Here is an 18,261-nt window from a genome sequence, read left to right on the forward strand (position 1 = left end):
GGTTCCCGTAGAGTGCGCCCTGCCGAGGGGCGGAATCCGCGGGGAGGGGGCGCGTGCCATGGGTACGCCGACGAGGGACCGGACCGGTGTGCTGTCGAGCAGTCCCGAGCAGATGATCGAGGAGGCGCGAAAGGCCTTCTTCGTGATGTTCGGGCTGCTCGCGGTCGTCTGGCTGCTGCAACTGGCCAACTACGCCGACCACTACGCCTTCTCACGGGATCACGCGGTGGTGTCCGGTGACGTCGGCACGCTGCCCGACATCCTGCTCGCGCCCCTTCTGCACTGGAGCTGGGCGCACATCGAGAGCAACTCCGGCCCTCTGTTCGTCTTCGGATTCCTCGCCGCCTACCGGGGGGTGGCGCGCTTCCTCGGGCTGACGCTGCTGATCACGGTGACCAGCGGTCTCGCGGTCTGGCTGTTCGAGCGAGGCGGTGTGGGGACGGTCGGCGCGAGCGGCCTGATCTTCGGGTACTTCGGCTATGTCGTCGTGCGCGGACTCTTCGACCGGCACCTGATCGACACGCTGGTCGGGATCGTCATGGGTGCTTCCTTCGCCTATCTGCTCACGGTGGCCGTGCCCGGGACACCGGGAGTGAGCTGGCTCGCACACCTCGGAGGGCTGATCGGGGGCCTGCTGGGGGCGTGGCTCTTCCGCGACCGGCACGCCCGCGCCGACGACGGCTCCTCCGGTGGTCCGCGAACGGCCACCGGCAGCACCCTTCAGACCCGCACCGACGCCCCACGCGCCGACCTCTACAAGGAACTCGGCGACCTGGGCCTGCTCTGAGCACCGGAGGCCTCCGGCCGGGGCGTCGCCGTGGTGGCGCCGTGGCGTCGTCCACGGCGCACCCGCCCGGCCCTTCGCGGCTCAGGGCACGACTCGGTACAGGACCTGTCCCCCCGGGCCGGCGGTCACCTGCCGCAGCCCCGGACCGGCCAGGCTCCCCGGCCCCACGACCCAGCGCACGCCGTACTCCCGCACGATTCCCGCCCGCTCGGCCGCAGGCGTCGCCGCGGCGAAGTACCGCGCGACCGCGGCCTCCCTGCGCCCCGCGTCCGCGAGGAACACGTCCGGATACCCGGGCGCCACGGTGTACGGCCCGTACGCGGGGATCTGCCGAGCCGGCATCGTCCGCGCCATCACCACGTCCCCGTACTTCACCCACGGCGTGATCCAGTGGTAGCCCACCCAGGGCGTCCGGTACTTCGCCGCCACCACCGAAGGCAGCGCGTCCTTCCCGGTCACATACCCGAGCGTCCCGACCTGCGTCCACGCCCCGACGAGCAGCGCGGCGCCCAGCGCACACGCCCATGCCACGCGCACCGCCCGCCGCCCGGCCGCCACGACCTCCAGCGCGGCGGCCAGCTGCGCCGGGATCAGCGCGGCCGGCAGGGCCCGGCCCCAGGAGTAGTGGCCGCTCAGCCCGCCGGCGGCGAACATCAGCACTCCGAGGGCGAAGAACAGCGCCAAGGGGTCCCAGCGGTCGCGCCGGAAGCGGAGCACCAGCGCCGCCACCCCGAGCAGCACCAGCCCGAACCGCTCGGCCAGATGCCCGTACAGCGGCCGGTGGATGGCCTCCAGGTCCGCGCCGGCGGAGAAGAGCGAGAAGAAGTCGTAGTACGGCCACAGCCACAGCAGGACCATGCCGAGGACCAGCGCGGCGGCCGGTCGCAGCAGCGCCGTGCGGGCCGGCCGGGCCGCGATCACCATCGCCAGTCCCCCGAGGGACGCCACGACGCCCGTGAACTGGTGGCACAGCAGGATCAGGGCCCAGAGCACGCCGAGCCACAGCCACCGTCCCCAGGTGGCCTCCTCACGCGTCGCCCGTGTGAGCCAGGCCCAGAAGTGGAAGGTGAGGCCGAGCGCGAAGATGCTGGGGTACGACACCGTCAGCGCCAGCGAGTTCAGGCCCAGGAAGCCGGACCAGTTGAACAGGGCCGGGCCCCACAGCAGGAGCAGGCTCAGCAGGGCCAGCGCCGGTGCGACGCGGTCCGCGGTCAGGGTGCGGACGTAGCGCCAGACCCCGGTGACCAGCAGCGTCAGCCCGACGAGCGCGGCGATCCGCAGCACCCCGAACACCGACAGGCCGCTCACCTTGGCGACCACGCCGAGCGCCAGCATCCACGGCGAGTAGTAGGGGCTCGGCGTGTCCGCGTCGACCAGCGGATTGCCGGGATGGAAGAGGTTGTGACTCAGCCGCTGGATGGTGGCCGCGTGCATGCCGAGGTCGCCCGCCCACGGCAGGCGGACGATCACCAGGAGCAGAAGGACGACGACGAGCGCGGCTGCTGCCTGCGGCAGGGCCCGGCCGGCCCGCGCGGCGCCGGACGGGGGCTGCGGGGGGCTCACGGGCTCGATGTCAGACGGTGCGGTGTGCATCCTGCTGGAACACCCATGTGCGATAGACCAGGAAACGGAAGGCGGAGGCGAGCACGATCGACAGGGCCTTCGCCACATTCGATTCCAGCACACTGTGCAGGCCGAGAGCGTGGTAACCGACCCAGAACAGGACGATTTCCATCACGACACCGAGGCCGCTGAAGGCGAAGAACAGGATGATCTGGCTGCGCGTGCGCGAGGAGCGGTCGCGATAGGCGAAATAGCGGAAGCCCAGGTAATTGGTCGCCATCGCGACACAGCTGGCCAGGACGGTCGCGGTCATCGCCTGCCAACCCAGGCCGTGCATCAGCAGGTTGAAGATCAGGAAATTGACGAGGACACCGCTGCCGCCGACGATCCCGAATTTCACGACCTCCAGCACGACGCGCGTGACGGGCCGGGCCGGTGCCGGCGCCGGCGCGAGCGGTGCCGCGACCGGGCGGGTCTCGGTGAGTTGAACAGTCACAGCGCAGACCCTATCCGAAAGATACCGATTAGCAGGAAACGGTAAATTCACTGATCATTTTTTGCTAAGGGTCGGCAAGAAAGGGAACGCCCCGGGCCGATTTCCCGTCGGCCCGGGGCGCTCTCACTGTCGTACGGCTGCGAATGCCGTCGTACGGCTACGAATGCGTGCGCAGCAGCGTCCGCATCGTCCGCATCGCCACCGAGAGGTTGGCGAGATCGAAGGTCTCCGAACTGCGGATCTCCTCCAGAGTGGTGCGCGCCCGGCTCAGGATGGGCGCGTTCTTCTGCTCCCAGGACGTGAAGCGCTGCTCGGGCGTGGAGGTGCCGTTGCCGGCCGCGAAGACGTCCGCGGTGAGCGCGGCATGCGCCGCGTACAGGTCCTCGCGGATGGAGGCGCGGGCCATGGACTGCCAGCGGTCGGTGCGGGGCAGCTCGATGATGCGGTCCATCAGCTGGGTGATGTTGAGCCGGTCGGCGAGGTCGTAGTAGATCTCGGCGACGTCGAGCGGCTCCCTGCCCATGCGGTCGGCCACCGACACGATGTCGAGCGTCGGGAAGGCGGAGGAGAACCCGGCCACGCGTGCGGCCGTCTCGTCCGGGACGCCGGCCTCGGACAGCTCGTCGTACACGTGCTCGTACCACTCCAGGTCCGCGCCGCGCAGCAGCTTGGGCAGCTCCTGCCAGACCCGCTCGACCCGCTCGGCGAAGAACTCGACCGTCTCGGCCAGCTCCAGCGGCTGCGGCCGGTTGTTGAGCAACCAGCGTGTGCCGCGCTCGACGAGCCGGCGCGAGTGCAGCCGGATCCGGGTCTGGACGCTCGCGTCGACCTTGTTGTCCAGGGCCTCCACCGCGTCCCACACCGGGGCCGAGCGGAAGATCGTGCGGGCCGCGGTCTGGGCCCGGACGATCTCCTCCAGGGAGGCTCCGGTCTCCTCGCGCAGCCGGTGCAGGTACGTCGTACCGCCCGTGTTGACCGTGTCGTTGACCAGCACGGTCGTGGTGATCTCGCGGCGCAGCGGGTGGTTGTCGATCGCGTCGGCGAACCGCTCGCGCAGGGCCGTCGGGAAGTACGCGTGCAGCAGGCTGCGCAGATACGGGTCGTCCGGCAGCGAGGTCTGCAGCAGCTCCTCGGAGACCGTGATCTTCGTGTACGCCAGCACGACGGCCGTCTCCGGACCGGTCAGGCCGTGGCCCTGGGCGAGGCGGTCGCGGATCTGGCGGTCGGTCGGCAGGAACTCCAGCGCCCGGTCCAGATGGCCCTCGCGCACCAGGTGGCGCAGGAACCGCTGCTGGGCGTGGAGCATCGCGTTCGCCTGGGACAGGGCGTTGGCCAGGGCGGTGTTCTGCGCGTAGTTGTTGCGCAGGACCAGGGCGCCGACCTCGTCGGTCATCTCGGCGAGCAGCTTGTTGCGCTGCTTGACGGTCATGTCGCCGTCCGCGACCAGGCCGTTCAGCAGGATCTTGATGTTCACCTCGTGGTCGGAGGTGTCCACGCCGGCGCTGTTGTCGATCGCGTCGGTGTTGATCTTGCCGCCGTGCGTGGCGAACTCGATCCGGCCCAGCTGGGTCAGGCCCAGGTTGCCGCCCTCGCCGACGACCTTGACCCTGAGGTCCCTGCCGTCGACGCGGATGGCGTCGTTGGCCTTGTCGCCGACGTCCGCGTTGGACTCCGCCGACGACTTCACGTACGTGCCGATGCCGCCGTTCCACAGCAGGTCGACCGGCGCGTGCAGGATCGTCTTCATCAGGTCGGCCGGGGTCATCTTGGTGACCTTGTCCTCGATGCCGAGGGCCTCGCGGATGTGGGCGTTGACCGGGATCGACTTGGCGGTGCGCGGGAAGATCCCGCCGCCCGCCGACAGCAGTTCGGTGTCGTAGTCGGCCCAGCTGGAGCGGGGCAACTCGAACAGGCGGCGGCGCTCGGCGTACGACGTCTCCGCGTCCGGGGTCGGGTCGATGAAGATGTGCCGGTGGTCGAAGGCGGCGACCAGGCGGATGTGCTCGGAGAGCAGCATGCCGTTGCCGAACACGTCACCGGACATGTCACCGATGCCGACGACCGTGAAGTCCTCGGACTGCGTGTCCACGCCCAGCTCACGGAAGTGCCGCTTCACGGACTCCCAGGCACCGCGCGCGGTGATGCCCATGCCCTTGTGGTCGTACCCCGCGCTGCCGCCGGAGGCGAAGGCGTCGCCGAGCCAGAAGTTGTAGGTGTTCGCGACGTCGTTGGCGATGTCCGAGAAGGTCGCGGTGCCCTTGTCGGCGGCGACGACCAGGTAGGTGTCGTCCCCGTCGTGCCGGACGACGTCCCGCGGCGGTACGACCTCGCCGGCGACCATGTTGTCGGTGATGTCGAGCAGCGCCGAGATGAACGTCTTGTAGCTGGCGATGCCCTCGGCCAGCCAGGCGTCGCGGTCCTTGCCCGGGTCCGGCAGCTGCTTGGCGACGAAGCCGCCCTTGGCGCCGACCGGCACGATGACCGTGTTCTTCACCATCTGCGCCTTGACCAGGCCGAGGATCTCCGTGCGGAAGTCCTCACGCCGGTCGGACCAGCGCAGGCCGCCGCGCGCGACCTTGCCGAAGCGCAGGTGCACGCCCTCGACACGCGGCGAGTACACCCAGATCTCATACGCCGGGCGCGGCGCGGGCAGGTCCGGGATGGCCTGCGGGTCGAACTTCATGGAGACGTAGTCGTGCGGCTCGCCGCCGCGCGCCCGCTGGAAGAAGTTCGTGCGCAGGGTCGCCTTGATGACGGTGAGGAAGGACCTGAGGATCCGGTCCTCGTCCAGGCTCGCCACCTGGTCCAGGGCCGCGTCCAGCTCCTCCAGCAGGGCGTCCGTGATCTCCAGTCCGGCCTTCTGCCGGTCCGGCGACATCCGTGCCTCGAACAGCGAGACGAGGAGCCGGGTGGTGTGGACGTTGTTGCGGAGGGTGTCCTCCATGTAGTCCTGCGAGAAGGTCGAACCGGCCTGTCGCAGGTACTTGGCGTAGGCGCGCAACACCATCGCCTGCCGCCAGGACAGCCCGGCGCTCAGCACCAGGGAATTGAATCCGTCGTTCTCGGCCTTGGCGGTCCAGGTGGCGGCGAAGGCCTCCTGGAAGCGCTCGCGGGCGTCGTCGCCGAGGTACTCCCCGCCGCTGTTCGCCGCCTTCGGCATGCGCAGCCCGAAGTCGTAGATCCAGGACGTGGTGCGGTCCGAGCAGCGCAGCTCGTACGGCCGCTCGTCGGTGACCTCGACGCCGAGGCGGCTGAGCACCGGCAGCACGTGCGAGAGGGAGACCGAGCCGCCCTTCTGGTAGATCTTGAAGCGGCGCTCCTCGGGACTCGCGCCCACCGGCTCGTACAGGCTCAGGCTGAAGGTCTTGTCTTCGCTGAGCTGCTCCAGGTGGACCAGGTCGGCGACCGCCGCGCGCGGGGTGTGGTCGGCCTTGTAGCCCTCGGGGAAGGCCTGGTTGTAGCGGCGCAGCACCTCGGCCGCGTGCTCCTCACCGCACTCGGCGGTCAGCGCCTCGGCGAACGCGTCGGCCCAGGAGCGGGCCGCCTCGACCAGGCGGGCCTCGATGCGGTCCTTGTCGGCGTCGGACAGCTCGGGCAGCTCGGTGCCCGGCGGGACTCGGACGACGAAGTGCAGCCGGGAGAGGATCGACTCGGTGTTCCAGGCGGTGAAGTCGACGCTGACACCGCCCAGCTCCTCCTTCAGGATGTCGATGATCCGCAGCCGGACACCGGTGGTATAGCGGTCGCGCGGGAGGTAGACGAGGGCCGAGTAGTAACGCCCGTACTCGTCCTGCCGCAGGTAGAGCCGCAGTCGGCGGCGCTCCTGGAGATAGAGAACGCTCGTGACGATGGACTGCAGTTCGGCGACGGGCGTCTGGAACAGCTCGTCGCGCGGGTAGGTCTCCAGGATCTGGAGCAGGTCGCGGCCGTCGTGGCTGTTGGGCGAGAAGCCGGCGCGGTGCAGCACCTCTTCGACCTTGCGGCGGATGACCGGGACCCGGCGCACGGACTCGGTGTAGGCGGCGGAGGAGAACAGCCCGAGGAACCGGCGCTCCCCCACGACGTTCCCGTCCGCGTCGAACTTCTTGACGCCGATGTAGTCCAGGTACGACGGCCGGTGCACGGTGGCGCGGCTGTTGGCCTTGGTCAGCACGAGCAGCTTGTGCTCGCGGGCCTTGGCCCGGGCGTCGGCCGGCAGCCGCTCGAAGGAGGGGCTGACCGGGTGCTGCTCGTCCTCGGCGTGGTGCGGGTCCGAGCGCAGTATGCCGAGACCGGTGCCGGGCACGGCGGCGAGCGTGTCGTCGTCGCGCAGCTCGTACTCGCGGAAGCCGAGGAAGGTGAAGTGGTCGTCGGCCAGCCAGCGCAGCAGCTCGCGGGCCTCCTCGACCTCGGGCCGGGGCAGGTCGCCCGGCATGGGCTCGCCCTCCAGGTCGGCGGCGATCCGGGTCGCCGCCTCCCGCATCTTCTCCCAGTCCTCGACGGCCTCGCGGACGTCGGAGAGCACGCGCAGCAGATCGGCCGTGATCTGCTTCAGGTCGGCCCGGTCGGTCTCCCGGTCGACCTCCACATGGATCCAGGACTCGAAGTGCGCGTCGTGCGGGAGGTCCTCGGTCGACGCGGCCGGCAGCACCTCGATCAGCTTGCCGGTGAGGTCGCGCCGGACGACGAACTGCGGGTGGACGACGACGTGGATGCCGCGCCCGCGCCGGGTCAGCTCATTGGTGACCGAGTCGACGAGGAAGGGCATGTCGTCGGTGACGACCTCCACGACCGAGTGGCTGCAGGTCCACCCGTTCTCCTCCACGGTGGGGGTGTGGACCCGTACGTTCGCCGTGCCCTGAGGGCGGTTCTCGGCGAGGCGGTAGTGCGAGACCGCGGCGCCGAAGACGTCGACCGGGTCGCGGTCGGCGAGGTCCTCGGGGGCGGTGTGCAGGTAGTAGCGCTGGAGGAACGCGAGTACGGACTCGCTGTCCGGGATGCCCGGGGAGCCCTCGCCCGCGGTCCCGGTCGGTAGGTGCCCCCCGACCGGGCTGTTCTCAGCTACCCGGGCAGCCCTCTCGAGCAGCTCGGCCTTGGCTTCGTCCAGCTTGGTCTGCATTGTCCTCTGACTCCTGTCGCGCGCCATTGCGTGACGTAGAAGGAAGTACGGCCTCTTTCCCTCCGGCTCGACGCCACGGCCCGGGGTGTCCGGTCCGCGTCGACGCTATGCCGCGAGGTGAGATGTACGGGGGGGATTCGGCCATTCTCGACACGCCCGTCGGGAGTGACGCTGCTCTCAGCGCCGCCGTGTCCAGGGTTGTCCTCGGCGTCCCGGGGGCTCCTGTGGCCCCGTCCCGCCCGCGAAGACCAGCGACCGCCGCCCGGTCACGGAGGTGTTCCGTGCAACCCGGGCGCAGGGCGGGGACAGGATCGTCCCCGCGAGATATCGCGCTGATCACGCCACAAGGCTATCGCTCCTCACCCGGGGCCCGTCATGAGCCGTATGTGTACAAAACCAAGGGGTGAAGTTTGACGTTCTGCACAGCGGCGGTGTGGGGCGTGGTGACGTATCCGGTGAGGGTGGCGGGCGGGTGTGGTGGGGTTTCGGTGGCGCATGGGGCGACCGGTGGAGTCGGGTGCGGTGGGGTGGGTGCGGCGCAGGCGGATGCCGTCGAGGCGGGTGTGACGTCCGGTCGCGCCGGGGGTGCCGCGACCGCACTCTGAGTACAGGGCGCCCTGACACCCGGGTGGATCCTCGGCGCCCGGAGGCGGGCCGGAACCGTCGCGGCACTCTTGGCAGGCACGCCCGGTCTTGGCACGTTGCCGAGGGACGTGCGTCCCGCCCCGCAGTACAGGAGCACCTCGGAGCACCCGGAGGAGCCGACATGCCCGCGAAGATCCTGATCGTCACCGGCGACGCGGCGGAGTCCCTCGAAGTCCTCTACCCCTACCAGCGGCTTCGCGAGGAAGGCTACGAGGTCCACATCGCCGCCCCCTCCCGCAAGACCCTGCGCTTCGTCGTCCACGACTTCGAACCCGGTTACGACACCTACACCGAGAAACCGGGCTACACCTGGCCCGCCGACCTGGCCTTCTCCGACGTGGACCCCGGCGAGTACGTCGCCGTCGTCGTCCCCGGCGGCCGGGCCCCCGAGTATCTGCGCAACGATCCCGAACTGCGCAAGATCCTCAAGGCCTTCTTCGACTCCGACAAGCCGGTCGCCCAGATCTGCCACGGTCCGCTGCTCACCGCGGCCATCGACAGCCTGCGCGGCCGCCGCGTCACGGCGTACCCCGCGCTCGAGCCGGACATGCAGGCTGCCGGGGCGGGCTTCCAGGACACCGAGGCCGTGGTCGACGGCACCCTCGTCTCCTCCCGGGCCTGGCCGGACCACCCGGCCTGGATGCGCGAGTTCCTGAAGGTGCTGCGGGCGACGGCACCGGCGGACTGAGCCGTCTTCGCGGCAGGCCCGTGGGCGTCTCGGTTCCGGGCCGCTTCCGGGCCACCGTGCCGCTTCCGGGCCGCCGCCGGCCGCGTGGCACCGGCACGGGCGGCTACGCGGCTATGCGCTGCGCTTCCTCCACGGCCTGCGCCAATGTGTCCACCACGGGCACCCCCGCTTCCTCCAGGCTGGCCCGGCTGTGCGACCCCCCGGTGTAGAGCACCGCCTGGGCCCCCGCTCTCCGTGCCGCGACCGCGTCGTCCGCCGCGTCCCCGATCACCACGGTCCGCGCCGGCTCCACGGACCCGCTCAGCGCCTGCAGATGCCGCACCATGTGCTCGGCCTTGCTGCCTCCGGACGGGCCCGTCCGCCCGTCGACCCGCAGAAAGTGCGTCTCGATCCCGAACCCCCGCACGAGCGGCACCAGCTCCTCGTGCACATACATGCTGAGCAGCGACTGGCTGTGCCCCGCCGACCGCCACCCCGCGAGCAGCTCCGCCGCCCCCTCGGTCAGAGCGCACCGCCCCCGGTGCTCGGCGTAGTGCCGGTGGAAGATCCCGTCCATCAGCTCCCACTCGGCGTCGGTGGGCAGCCGGCCTATCAGCCGCTCGTAGAACTTCGGCACCGGCACGCAGTACAGCGAGCGGTACTGCTCCAGCGTTATCGGCGCGAGCCCCAGCTCGGCGAAGGCCGCGTTCGTCGCCCCGATGATCGCGTCGGTGTCGTGGAACAGCGTGCCGTTCCAGTCCCAGACGATGTGCGCGTTTCCGTGCATCCCCATGCCGAAGACCGTACCCGCCACCACTGACAACGAAGGCTGCCGACCGCTGCGGACCAGGTCAGGCGGGCCCGATCAGGCTGGGGATCTCCTGCGTGGCGTACCACAGCAGCTCGTGGTCGTCGGCGCCGTCCACGACGAACTGCGCGTCGTCGTTCCCGCCGTCGGCCGCCTCCAGCGCATCCGCCGCCGCGGTCATGTCCTGCTCCGCGTCGTCGGCGTCGACATGCACGGCCGCCGCCTTGGCGAGCGGCACGCTCGCCGACACGGTCACCTCGCCGAGGGCGGCCGGGTCGAGCCCGCGGTCCGTGTCGACGCTCGCGGCGCCGTCGGCCACGTCCACCGCGACCACGACCCGGCGCCGTACCGCACCCGGTTCCGCCGCCAGCAGCCGCAGCGAGGCCAGCGCGGCCCGGCTGAGCGCCGCGTACTCCAGTTCCTCAATGTCCTCGGAGACGTACCACTCGCGCAGAGCGGGCGTGACGGCGTACGCGGCGAAGGGGCCGCTCCCCAGCTCACCCGTCCTGTGCGCCTCGGCGAGACCGGGGAGGGTCAGGGGGACGTAGACGCGCATGCTGGCCGCTCTTTCCTGTTCAAAGGCTCCGCTGGGCCCCGGGAAGGCCGGCTGCCGCGTCTCCCGGAGGGCCTTCAGGATACGTGCGCCCGTCCCCTTTCGGGTCTGTGCCCACACCCGGGAAGCCGTCCACTCCAGGCCGCGAATTCACCCGGTGCACCCGCCATCTCCCAGGGACCGGCGCACCCTTCCTCCCTCGGATAGGTGAACCTCTCTGCCCCTCCCGCGCCCCTCCCGCCGTCCTTGCCACCCCGCTCCCGGCCCCCGTACAAGATCCCCACCAGCGAGTTACCGCCCGGTACCGACCGGGCCCGCCGAACGGGGACCTCGATGAACAAGGTCATGAACCGCACCGCCCAGTCCCGCCCTCGCCACCGCCCGCCGACCCGCCACGACACCCGCCGCCCGGGCGGCGCCCCGCCCCGGAAGCCGACGCACAGGGGCAGGCGGGAGATGCCGGCCGCCGCACCCCGAAACGCGAGCACGGCCCGCACAGCGCCGCAGACCGCCCCGCCGCCGGTACGCCCCACCGACCTCTTCGCCGAGCGCCTGCTGGCCGTCCTGAGCGGTCAGCGGCCCGTCCACTGGATGCTCCGGCACACCGTCGGCCGCGCCTACGACGACCTGGCCCGCCTCGCCGAGCGCAGCCCGCTGCGCACCCGGGGCTCCCGCCCCGTCGTCCACGACATCGGCTACTACGTGCCCGGCGAAGGCGCCCTCGAGGTCTTCGCCCGTATCGCCGCCGGCGACCGGCTCCGCGCCCTCGCCTTCCGCCTGGAACTGGGCCAGGACCTCCGCTGGCGCTGCACGGCGGTGGAAACCGGCCCCCGGCCCGCCGCGGTACAGGACGCCTGACGGCGCAGGGCGCCGCGAGCCGGGGCGAAGGAGCGACGCGGAAGGGCCGGTCCCCATGAGGAACCGGCCCTTCTCCGCGGTCGACTCACCGCAGCGACGCGCCACTTCTGACGCGCTACTTCTTACGCGCTACTTCTTACGACGACGCCCGCCCTTGGCCTGCCGCCGCCGCTCCGCCCGCGTCAGCCCGTCCGACTCGGAGCGCACCGGCTCGTCGTCCTCGAGGTCGCGCTCCACGATGCCGCCCTCGCCGTCCACGGTCGGCGCCGAGAAGTGCAGGTCCCGCCGCTGCGGGACGTCCAGCCCCTTGGCACGGATCTCCGGACGCGCCCCGGCCTGCGCCGGAACCGTCTCCTGGCCCTCGCCGACCGGCTCCGCGGCCTCGACCGGGACCTCCTCGACCTGCTGCTCGACCTGGACCTCCAGGTTGAACAGATAGCCGACGGACTCCTCCTTGATGCCCTCCATCATCGCGGTGAACATGTCGAAGCCCTCGCGCTGGTACTCGACCAGCGGGTCCTTCTGCGCCATCGCGCGCAGGCCGATGCCCTCCTGGAGGTAGTCCATCTCGTAGAGGTGCTCGCGCCACTTGCGGTCGAGGACCGACAGCACGACCCGGCGCTCCAGCTCCCGCATGATCTCGGAGCCGAGCTGGACCTCACGCGCCTCGTACTGCTCGCGGATGTCGTCCTCGATGGACTCGGAGATGAACTCGGCGGTCAGACCGGCCCGGTCGCCGGCCGTCTCCTCCAGCTCCTCGATGGTGACCTTCACCGGGTAGAGCTGCTTGAAGGCGCCCCACAGCCGGTCCAGGTCCCAGTCCTCGGGGAAGCCCTCGGCGGTCTCCGCGCCGACGTACGCGTCGATCGTGTCGGCCATGAAGTGCTGGACCTGCTCGTGCAGATCCTCGCCCTCCAGCACGCGCCGGCGCTCGCCGTAGATGACCTCGCGCTGCCGGTTGAGGACCTCGTCGTACTTCAGAACGTTCTTACGGGTCTCGAAGTTCTGCTGCTCGACCTGCGACTGCGCGGACGCGATCGCACGCGTGACCATCTTGTTCTCGATCGGCACGTCGTCCGGCACGTTGGCCATGGACATCACGCGCTCGACCATCTGGGCCTTGAACAGGCGCATCAGGTCGTCGCCGAGCGAGAGGTAGAAGCGGGACTCGCCGGGGTCGCCCTGACGGCCGGAACGACCGCGCAGCTGGTTGTCGATACGGCGCGACTCGTGCCGCTCGGTGCCCAGCACGTAGAGGCCGCCGAGGTCCTTGACCTCCTCGAACTCGGCCTTGACCGCCTGCTCGGCCTTCTCCAGGGCGGCGGGCAGTGCCTGCGCCCACTCCTCGATGTGCTCCTCGGGGTCGAGGCCGTGCTGGCGCAGCTCGGCCTCGGCGAGGTCGTCGGGGTTGCCGCCGAGCTTGATGTCCGTACCACGGCCGGCCATGTTGGTGGCCACGGTCACCGCGCCCTTGCGGCCGGCCTGCGCGACGATCGACGCCTCACGCTCGTGCTGCTTGGCGTTGAGCACCTCGTGCTGGATGCCGCGCTTGCTGAGCTGCTGCGAGAGGTACTCCGACTTCTCGACGGACGTCGTGCCGACGAGGATCGGCTGGCCCTTCTCGTGCTTCTCGGCGATGTCGTCGACGACGGCCTCGAACTTGGCGACCTCGGTGCGGTAGATCAGGTCCGACTGGTCCTTGCGGACCATCGGCTTGTTGGTCGGGATCGGGACCACGCCGAGCTTGTAGATCTGGTGGAACTCGGCGGCCTCGGTCATCGCCGTACCGGTCATGCCGGAGAGCTTGCCGTAGAGGCGGAAGAAGTTCTGCAGGGTGATCGTGGCGAGCGTCTGGTTCTCGTCCTTGATGTCCACCCCTTCCTTCGCCTCGATCGCCTGGTGCATGCCCTCGTTGTAGCGGCGGCCGGCGAGGATACGGCCGGTGTGCTCATCGACGATCATGACCTCGCCGTCGATGACGACGTAGTCCTTGTCGCACTTGAAGAGTTCCTTGGCCTTGATGGCATTGTTCAGATAACCCACGAGCGGGGTGTTCACCGACTCGTAGAGGTTGTCGATGCCCAGCCAGTCCTCGACCTTGCTGACACCGGACTCGTGGATGGCGACCGTGCGCTTCTTCTCGTCGACGTCGTAGTCGCCGGTCTCCTCGATGCCCTTGAGCGGGTTGCCCGCCTCGCCCTTCTTCAGGCGCAGGACCAGCTTGGCGAAGTCGCCGTACCACTTGGTGGCCTGGTCGGCCGGGCCGGAGATGATCAGCGGCGTACGGGCCTCGTCGACCAGGATGGAGTCGACCTCGTCGACGATCGCGAAGTTGTGGCCGCGCTGGACCAGTTCGTCCTGCGACCACGCCATGTTGTCGCGCAGGTAGTCGAAGCCGAACTCGTTGTTCGTGCCGTAGGTGATGTCGCACGCGTACTGCTCGCGGCGCTGGGCCGGCGTCATGTTGGCGAGGATGCAGCCGACGTCCAGGCCCAGGAACTTGTGGACACGGCCCATCATCTCGGAGTCGCGCTCGGCCAGGTAGTCGTTGACCGTGACGATGTGCACGCCGTCACCGGACAGCGCGTTCAGGTACGCGGGCAGCGTGCCGACGAGGGTCTTGCCCTCGCCGGTCTTCATCTCGGCGACATAGCCGAGGTGGAGGGCGGCGCCACCCATCATCTGCACGTCGTAGTGCCGCTGGCCGAGCACGCGCTTGGCAGCCTCACGGACGGTGGCGAACGCCTCGGGGAGCAGGTCGTCCAGGCTCTCACCATCGGCGTACCGCTGCTTGTACTCCTCGGTGAGGGCCCGCAGCTCGGCGTCGGAGAGGTCGACGAAGTCCTCTTCGATGGAGTTGACCTGGTCCGCGATGCGGTGCAGCTTGCGCAGGATCTTGCCTTCGCCTGCACGCATGATCTTCGAGAGGACGGACACGGGGGTTTGTCTCCTTGCCGGTCGGGCCTGGGACGGTCGGTTTCCATTTGACCTACTGAGCAACGGCCATCGTATGCGAGGACCGGGCTGGGCCGGGAGGCCTGGCCACCCGGTGGCTGCGTCAACCAGGACAACGGACGGGGCAGGGCGATAGTGCCGCATCGACGCGAGGAATTGCGCGAAATGTGATCACGCGCTCACGCGCAGCGAAAACAGATGGCCCACGCGCGTGCGGCCGAGCACAATCGGTCGATGGAACCCGTCACACTCACCACGGACCGCCTGGTCCTGCGCACGGTCGGCCCGCACGACACCCAGCCGGTGTACGAGGCCGCGCAGGACCCGGACATCCAGCGCTGGACCACAGTGCCCTCACCGTATCTACTCGAACACGCGAGCGGTTTCACCGAGCAGCTCGTCCCCGACGGCTGGGCCCAGGGTTCGATGTTCACGTTCGGCGTCTTCCTCGCCGGCGGGGAACTCGCCGGCATGCTCGGTCTCACCATGCTCTCGCTCGGTGTGGCGGAGGTCGGCTTCTGGGCGACCAAGGAGCACCGCGGCCGCGGCTATGTCACCGAGGCCGCCCTCACCGCCTGCCGGTGGATCTTCACCGAGGTCGGCGTCGACCGGGTCGAGTGGCGCGCCGAGGTCGGCAACCACGCCTCCCGCGCGGTGGCGGAACGGGCGGGTTTCACCATCGAGGGCACCCTGCGCTCCGCGATCAACAACAAGGGTGTCCGCCGGGACTGCTGGGTCGGATCCCTGCTCCCCTCGGACCTGGGCCTGCCGTCCACGGCGCCGTATCTGCCCGCCCGCTCCTGACCGCCCGCTGCTGCCCGCTGCTGCGCACCCAGGAGCGTTTCCCCAGGTCACCGAGGATTGTCAGTGGCTCCCACTATCGTCCGGGGGCATGACGACCCTGCCGCGCCCGACCACCACCCTCACCGCGGACGACGCCCGCCGTATCGCCCTGCGCGCCCAGGGCTTCCTCGGCGCGCCCGACCGGCGGGCCGGGGTGCGCGGGGTGCTGCGCCACCTCGGCGCGGTCCAGCTCGACACGATCTCGGTCCTCGCCCGCTCCCATGAACTGGTGCCGTACGCCCGGCTCGGCGCGGTCGGCCGCAAGACGGTCGAGGCCGCCTACTGGGAGCCTTCGTCCGCCGGCGCGTCGTCGGCCCGCCCGCACGCCTTCGAGTACTGGTCGCACGCGGCGTGCATCCTCCCCGTCGAGGAGTGGCCGCACTTCGCCTTCCGCCGCCGCGCCTACCGCGACCGGCCGCACTGGAACCACGAGCTGCCCGAGGGCGCCTACGACCAGGTCATCAAGCAGCTGCGCGCGGAGGGCCCGCTGACCTCCACGGAACTGGGCGGCGCGAAGAAGACCAACGAGTGGTGGGACTGGTCCGGCACCAAGGTCGCGGTGGAGCGCGCGCTGATGTACGGCGAGGTGGTGTGCGTCGAGCGCCGCGGCTGGAAGCGGGTGTACGACCTCGCCGAGCGCGCCGTCCCGGACACGCTGTTGCACGACGAGCTGGACGACACCGAGTGCCTGCGCCGCCTGGTCCGCCTGGCCGGTGAGTCGCTCGGCGTCGGCACGCGCGCGGACATCGCCGACTACCACCGTCTCAAGGGCGAGCAGGTCGACGCGGTCATCGCCGACTCGGGGCTGGTCCCGGTCGAGGTCGAGGGCTGGGGCAAGCCCGCCTGGGCCGACCCGGAGGCCCTGGCGGCACCGCCGCGCGGCCGCCATCGCACCACGCTGCTGTCGCCGTTCGACTCGCTGATCTGGGAGCGGGCGCGCACGGAGCGGATCTTCGGCTTCACCCACCGCCTGGAGGCGTACGTGCCCAAGCCGAAGCGGGTCTACGGCTACTTCGCCATGCCGGTGCTCGCGGGCGGCCGGCTGGTGGGGCGCGTGGACCCGGCGCGCGAGGGGCGCACGCTGGTGGCCAAGCAGGTCACCGTGGACGGCCCCAAGGCGGTGCCGTCGGTCGCCCAGGCCCTGATCGAGGCGGCCACCTGGGTGAACTGCTCGGACGTCCGCGTGGAGCGCGTGGACGCCCCCGATCTGCGCGAGCCCCTGACGAGGGAACTGGCCCGCGCTCTCGCCTAGATCTCCGCGATCGGAGGGGTCCGCCCGCAGAGCTGCGGCCGTCAGCGGATCTCGAGGATCTTCTCGCGCATCGCGTAGACCACGGCTTCCATCCTGGAGTGCAGCTGGAGCTTCTCCAGGATGTTGCGGACGTGGTTCTTCACGGTGTTCTCGGAGATGAACAGCTCCTTGGCGATGTCCCGGTTGTTCATCCCCGTCGCGACGAGCTTGAGGACCTCCAGCTCCCGGTCGGTCAGCCGCGGCGCGGGCACCAGCCGGCGCTCGTCGGTGCGCTGGATCATCGACTTGAACTCGGTGAGGAGCTTGGACGCCATGGACGGACTGATCTGCGACTGCCCGTCGGCCACCGCGCGGATGGCGGTCGCCACCTCGTCCGTGGAGATCTCCTTGAGGAGGTATCCGGTGGCGCCCGCCTTGATCGCGTCGTAGAGGTCGGCCTCCTCGTCGCTGATCGTCAGCATGATGATCTTGGCGCTGGGGGCGACCTCCTTGATGGAGGTGCAGGCCTCGATCCCACCGCGCTTGGGCATGCGGACGTCCATCAGCACGATGTCGGGCAGCAGATCCGCGGCCTTGTCCACGGCCTCGGCACCGTCTCCGGCCTCGCCGACGACCTGGATGTCCTCCTCGGCCGCAAGGACGATCTCCAGTCCACGCCGGAAGAGGGCGTGGTCGTCCACGACCAGGACTCTGATCGGCTCCGCGCGTGCGGAGCCCGCGTCCGGGCCCATGCCGATGACACCGTCGTCACCGTCGTCGTCCCGCATCGGTCCGAAGGTGTCCGCCATCGTTCCTCCCCCTGAAGGCTGTGGCCTGTGGTCCTGTGCCATCGCCAACCCAAGGCAGCGGCCCACCGGTTGGGCCGGTCCGGCCATGATTTCATGCCCAGGCGACACCGAGGTGACGTGTGGGGCGTGAAGTGGTCGCACGCAGGTGCCCCTGGGGGCGCACACGCGCTTCCAGGGGCACTGGCTCGGCTTCGGCCGGGTCGGTCAGCCGCCCAGCGTGCTCCCCGCCTCGGGCAGTTGCGCGACCATCGGGTCGGTGTTGAGGTGGATCACACCGTAGTCGTAGGCGTGTCGCCGGTAGACGACGCTCGGTTCCTTCGTCTCCGCGTCGACGAACAAGTAGAAGTCGTGGCCGACCAGCTCCATCTCGTAGAGAGCCTGGTCGAGGCTCATCGGCGCGGCGACGTGGGTCTTCTCGCGGACGACGAGGGGGCCGTCCCCCTTGATCTCCAGCGAGCCGATCTTCTTCGTCGGCACTCCGTCCGCTTCGTCCTCCTGGACGGGGAGACCGTTGCCGTTCAGCGTGGCCGCACCCGGGACATGGTCGGGGACCTCGGCCGCCGAGATCCGCCGTGCGCCACGGCGCGAGAACCGCTTGTCGTGCTGCTTGCGCAGCCGGGCGTCCAGTTTCTCCGCAGCCAGGTCGAGTGCCGCGTACGGGTCGCTGGCCGCCGCCTCCGCCCGGATCACCGGACCGCGGGAGCGAAGGGTGATCTCCACTCGGTCACAACGGTCGGCCTGTCGGGGGTTGGGCTCCTTGGACACCTCGACGTCGAGGCTGATCACCTTGCCGTCGAGCTTCTGGATCTTCTCCAGCTTCAGCTTCTCGGCCACGTGCTTGCGGAACCGCTCGGGCACCTCGGTCTTGCGGCCTTTGACGACGATGTCCACGCAGAACTCCGTTCCCGGATCACTCCGCTCGATCGGCGGAGCATCTCCCTTTTGCAC

General features: G+C 70.1%; 13 protein-coding genes. 5 read left to right on the forward strand and 8 right to left on the reverse strand.

What is annotated here, in order from left to right; genetic code table 11:
- The first annotated feature begins 58 nt into the window (after positions 1-58).
- Complete coding sequence (locus tag AQI95_RS31855) at positions 59-787, forward strand: rhomboid family intramembrane serine protease (protein WP_067131767.1); 729 nt, start codon at positions 59-61, stop codon at positions 785-787.
- An 81-nt stretch (positions 788-868) separates the two neighbouring features.
- Here AQI95_RS31855 and AQI95_RS31860 read toward each other — a convergent pair whose 3' ends face one another.
- The 3 genes from AQI95_RS31860 to AQI95_RS31870 all read right to left on the reverse strand — a co-directional run bounded on the left by AQI95_RS31860 (position 869) and on the right by AQI95_RS31870 (position 7,944).
- Positions 869-2,380 (reverse strand): hypothetical protein, encoded by a 1,512-nt coding sequence (locus AQI95_RS31860; protein ID WP_425264933.1) that lies wholly within the window; start codon positions 2,378-2,380, stop codon positions 869-871.
- Positions 2,361-2,846: a GtrA family protein gene (locus AQI95_RS31865; protein ID WP_067131774.1), complete on the reverse strand. Its 486-nt coding sequence runs from the start codon at positions 2,844-2,846 to the stop codon at positions 2,361-2,363. Before AQI95_RS31865 ends, AQI95_RS31860 begins: the two co-directional genes overlap by 20 nt.
- 157 nt (positions 2,847-3,003) lie before the next feature.
- Positions 3,004-7,944: an NAD-glutamate dehydrogenase gene (locus AQI95_RS31870; protein ID WP_067131777.1), complete on the reverse strand. Its 4,941-nt coding sequence runs from the start codon at positions 7,942-7,944 to the stop codon at positions 3,004-3,006.
- 766 nt (positions 7,945-8,710) lie between these two features.
- Between AQI95_RS31870 and AQI95_RS31875 the strand changes: the two genes are divergently transcribed.
- A complete protein-coding gene (locus tag AQI95_RS31875; RefSeq protein ID WP_067131780.1) occupies positions 8,711-9,277 on the forward strand; it encodes a DJ-1/PfpI family protein in 567 nt (188 codons plus the stop codon).
- Between the two features lie 103 nt (positions 9,278-9,380).
- Here the strand turns inward: AQI95_RS31875 and AQI95_RS31880 are convergent, their stop codons facing one another.
- Positions 9,381-10,049 carry an HAD family hydrolase gene (locus tag AQI95_RS31880; RefSeq protein WP_067131889.1) on the reverse strand — a complete coding sequence of 223 codons (669 nt, stop codon included), beginning with the start codon at positions 10,047-10,049 and terminating at the stop codon, positions 9,381-9,383.
- 58 nt (positions 10,050-10,107) lie between these two features.
- Positions 10,108-10,620, reverse strand: coding sequence for a DUF6912 family protein (locus tag AQI95_RS31885; protein ID WP_067131782.1), 513 nt, complete (start codon positions 10,618-10,620; stop codon positions 10,108-10,110).
- A gap of 330 nt (positions 10,621-10,950) precedes the next feature.
- Between AQI95_RS31885 and AQI95_RS31890 the strand changes: the two genes are divergently transcribed.
- Entirely contained in the window at positions 10,951-11,475 is a 525-nt protein-coding gene (locus tag AQI95_RS31890; protein ID WP_067131786.1) for an Rv3235 family protein, read from the forward strand.
- 129 nt (positions 11,476-11,604) lie between these two features.
- Here AQI95_RS31890 and secA read toward each other — a convergent pair whose 3' ends face one another.
- Positions 11,605-14,412, reverse strand: coding sequence for a preprotein translocase subunit SecA (gene secA / locus AQI95_RS31895; RefSeq protein ID WP_067131789.1), 2,808 nt, complete (start codon positions 14,410-14,412; stop codon positions 11,605-11,607).
- A 252-nt stretch (positions 14,413-14,664) separates the two neighbouring features.
- On the opposite strand from secA, the gene AQI95_RS31900 reads away from it, so the two are divergent.
- Positions 14,665-15,234: a GNAT family N-acetyltransferase gene (locus tag AQI95_RS31900; RefSeq protein WP_067131892.1), complete on the forward strand. Its 570-nt coding sequence runs from the start codon at positions 14,665-14,667 to the stop codon at positions 15,232-15,234.
- An 88-nt stretch (positions 15,235-15,322) separates the two neighbouring features.
- Entirely contained in the window at positions 15,323-16,525 is a 1,203-nt protein-coding gene (locus AQI95_RS31905; RefSeq protein ID WP_067131792.1) for a winged helix-turn-helix domain-containing protein, read from the forward strand.
- 41 nt (positions 16,526-16,566) lie between these two features.
- On the opposite strand, the gene AQI95_RS31910 is transcribed toward AQI95_RS31905, so the two are convergent.
- On the reverse strand, positions 16,567-17,313 hold the full coding sequence (locus tag AQI95_RS31910; RefSeq protein WP_067131795.1) for a response regulator: 747 nt from the start codon (positions 17,311-17,313) through the stop codon (positions 16,567-16,569).
- Between the two features lie 204 nt (positions 17,314-17,517).
- Positions 17,518-18,204, reverse strand: coding sequence for a ribosome hibernation-promoting factor, HPF/YfiA family (gene hpf, locus AQI95_RS31915; RefSeq protein ID WP_067131798.1), 687 nt, complete (start codon positions 18,202-18,204; stop codon positions 17,518-17,520).
- Between the last annotated feature and the right edge of the window lie 57 nt (positions 18,205-18,261).

This window comes from Streptomyces yokosukanensis (genome assembly GCF_001514035.1).
GTDB lineage: Bacteria > Actinomycetota > Actinomycetes > Streptomycetales > Streptomycetaceae > Streptomyces > Streptomyces yokosukanensis.

What these genes read in the sequence shown, in the direction of transcription:
- AQI95_RS31855 (WP_067131767.1), top strand. Translation starts at nt 59, where the DNA reads ATGGGTACGCCGACGAGGGACCGGACCGGTGTGCTGTCGAGCAGTCCC.
- AQI95_RS31860 (WP_425264933.1), bottom strand. Translation starts at nt 2,380, where the DNA reads ATGCACACCGCACCGTCTGACATCGAGCCCGTGAGCCCCCCGCAGCCC.
- AQI95_RS31870 (WP_067131777.1), bottom strand. Translation starts at nt 7,944, where the DNA reads ATGCAGACCAAGCTGGACGAAGCCAAGGCCGAGCTGCTCGAGAGGGCT.
- AQI95_RS31875 (WP_067131780.1), top strand. Translation starts at nt 8,711, where the DNA reads ATGCCCGCGAAGATCCTGATCGTCACCGGCGACGCGGCGGAGTCCCTC.
- AQI95_RS31880 (WP_067131889.1), bottom strand. Translation starts at nt 10,049, where the DNA reads ATGGGGATGCACGGAAACGCGCACATCGTCTGGGACTGGAACGGCACG.
- AQI95_RS31885 (WP_067131782.1), bottom strand. Translation starts at nt 10,620, where the DNA reads ATGCGCGTCTACGTCCCCCTGACCCTCCCCGGTCTCGCCGAGGCGCAC.
- AQI95_RS31890 (WP_067131786.1), top strand. Translation starts at nt 10,951, where the DNA reads ATGAACAAGGTCATGAACCGCACCGCCCAGTCCCGCCCTCGCCACCGC.
- AQI95_RS31900 (WP_067131892.1), top strand. Translation starts at nt 14,665, where the DNA reads ATGGAACCCGTCACACTCACCACGGACCGCCTGGTCCTGCGCACGGTC.
- AQI95_RS31905 (WP_067131792.1), top strand. Translation starts at nt 15,323, where the DNA reads ATGACGACCCTGCCGCGCCCGACCACCACCCTCACCGCGGACGACGCC.
- AQI95_RS31910 (WP_067131795.1), bottom strand. Translation starts at nt 17,313, where the DNA reads ATGGCGGACACCTTCGGACCGATGCGGGACGACGACGGTGACGACGGT.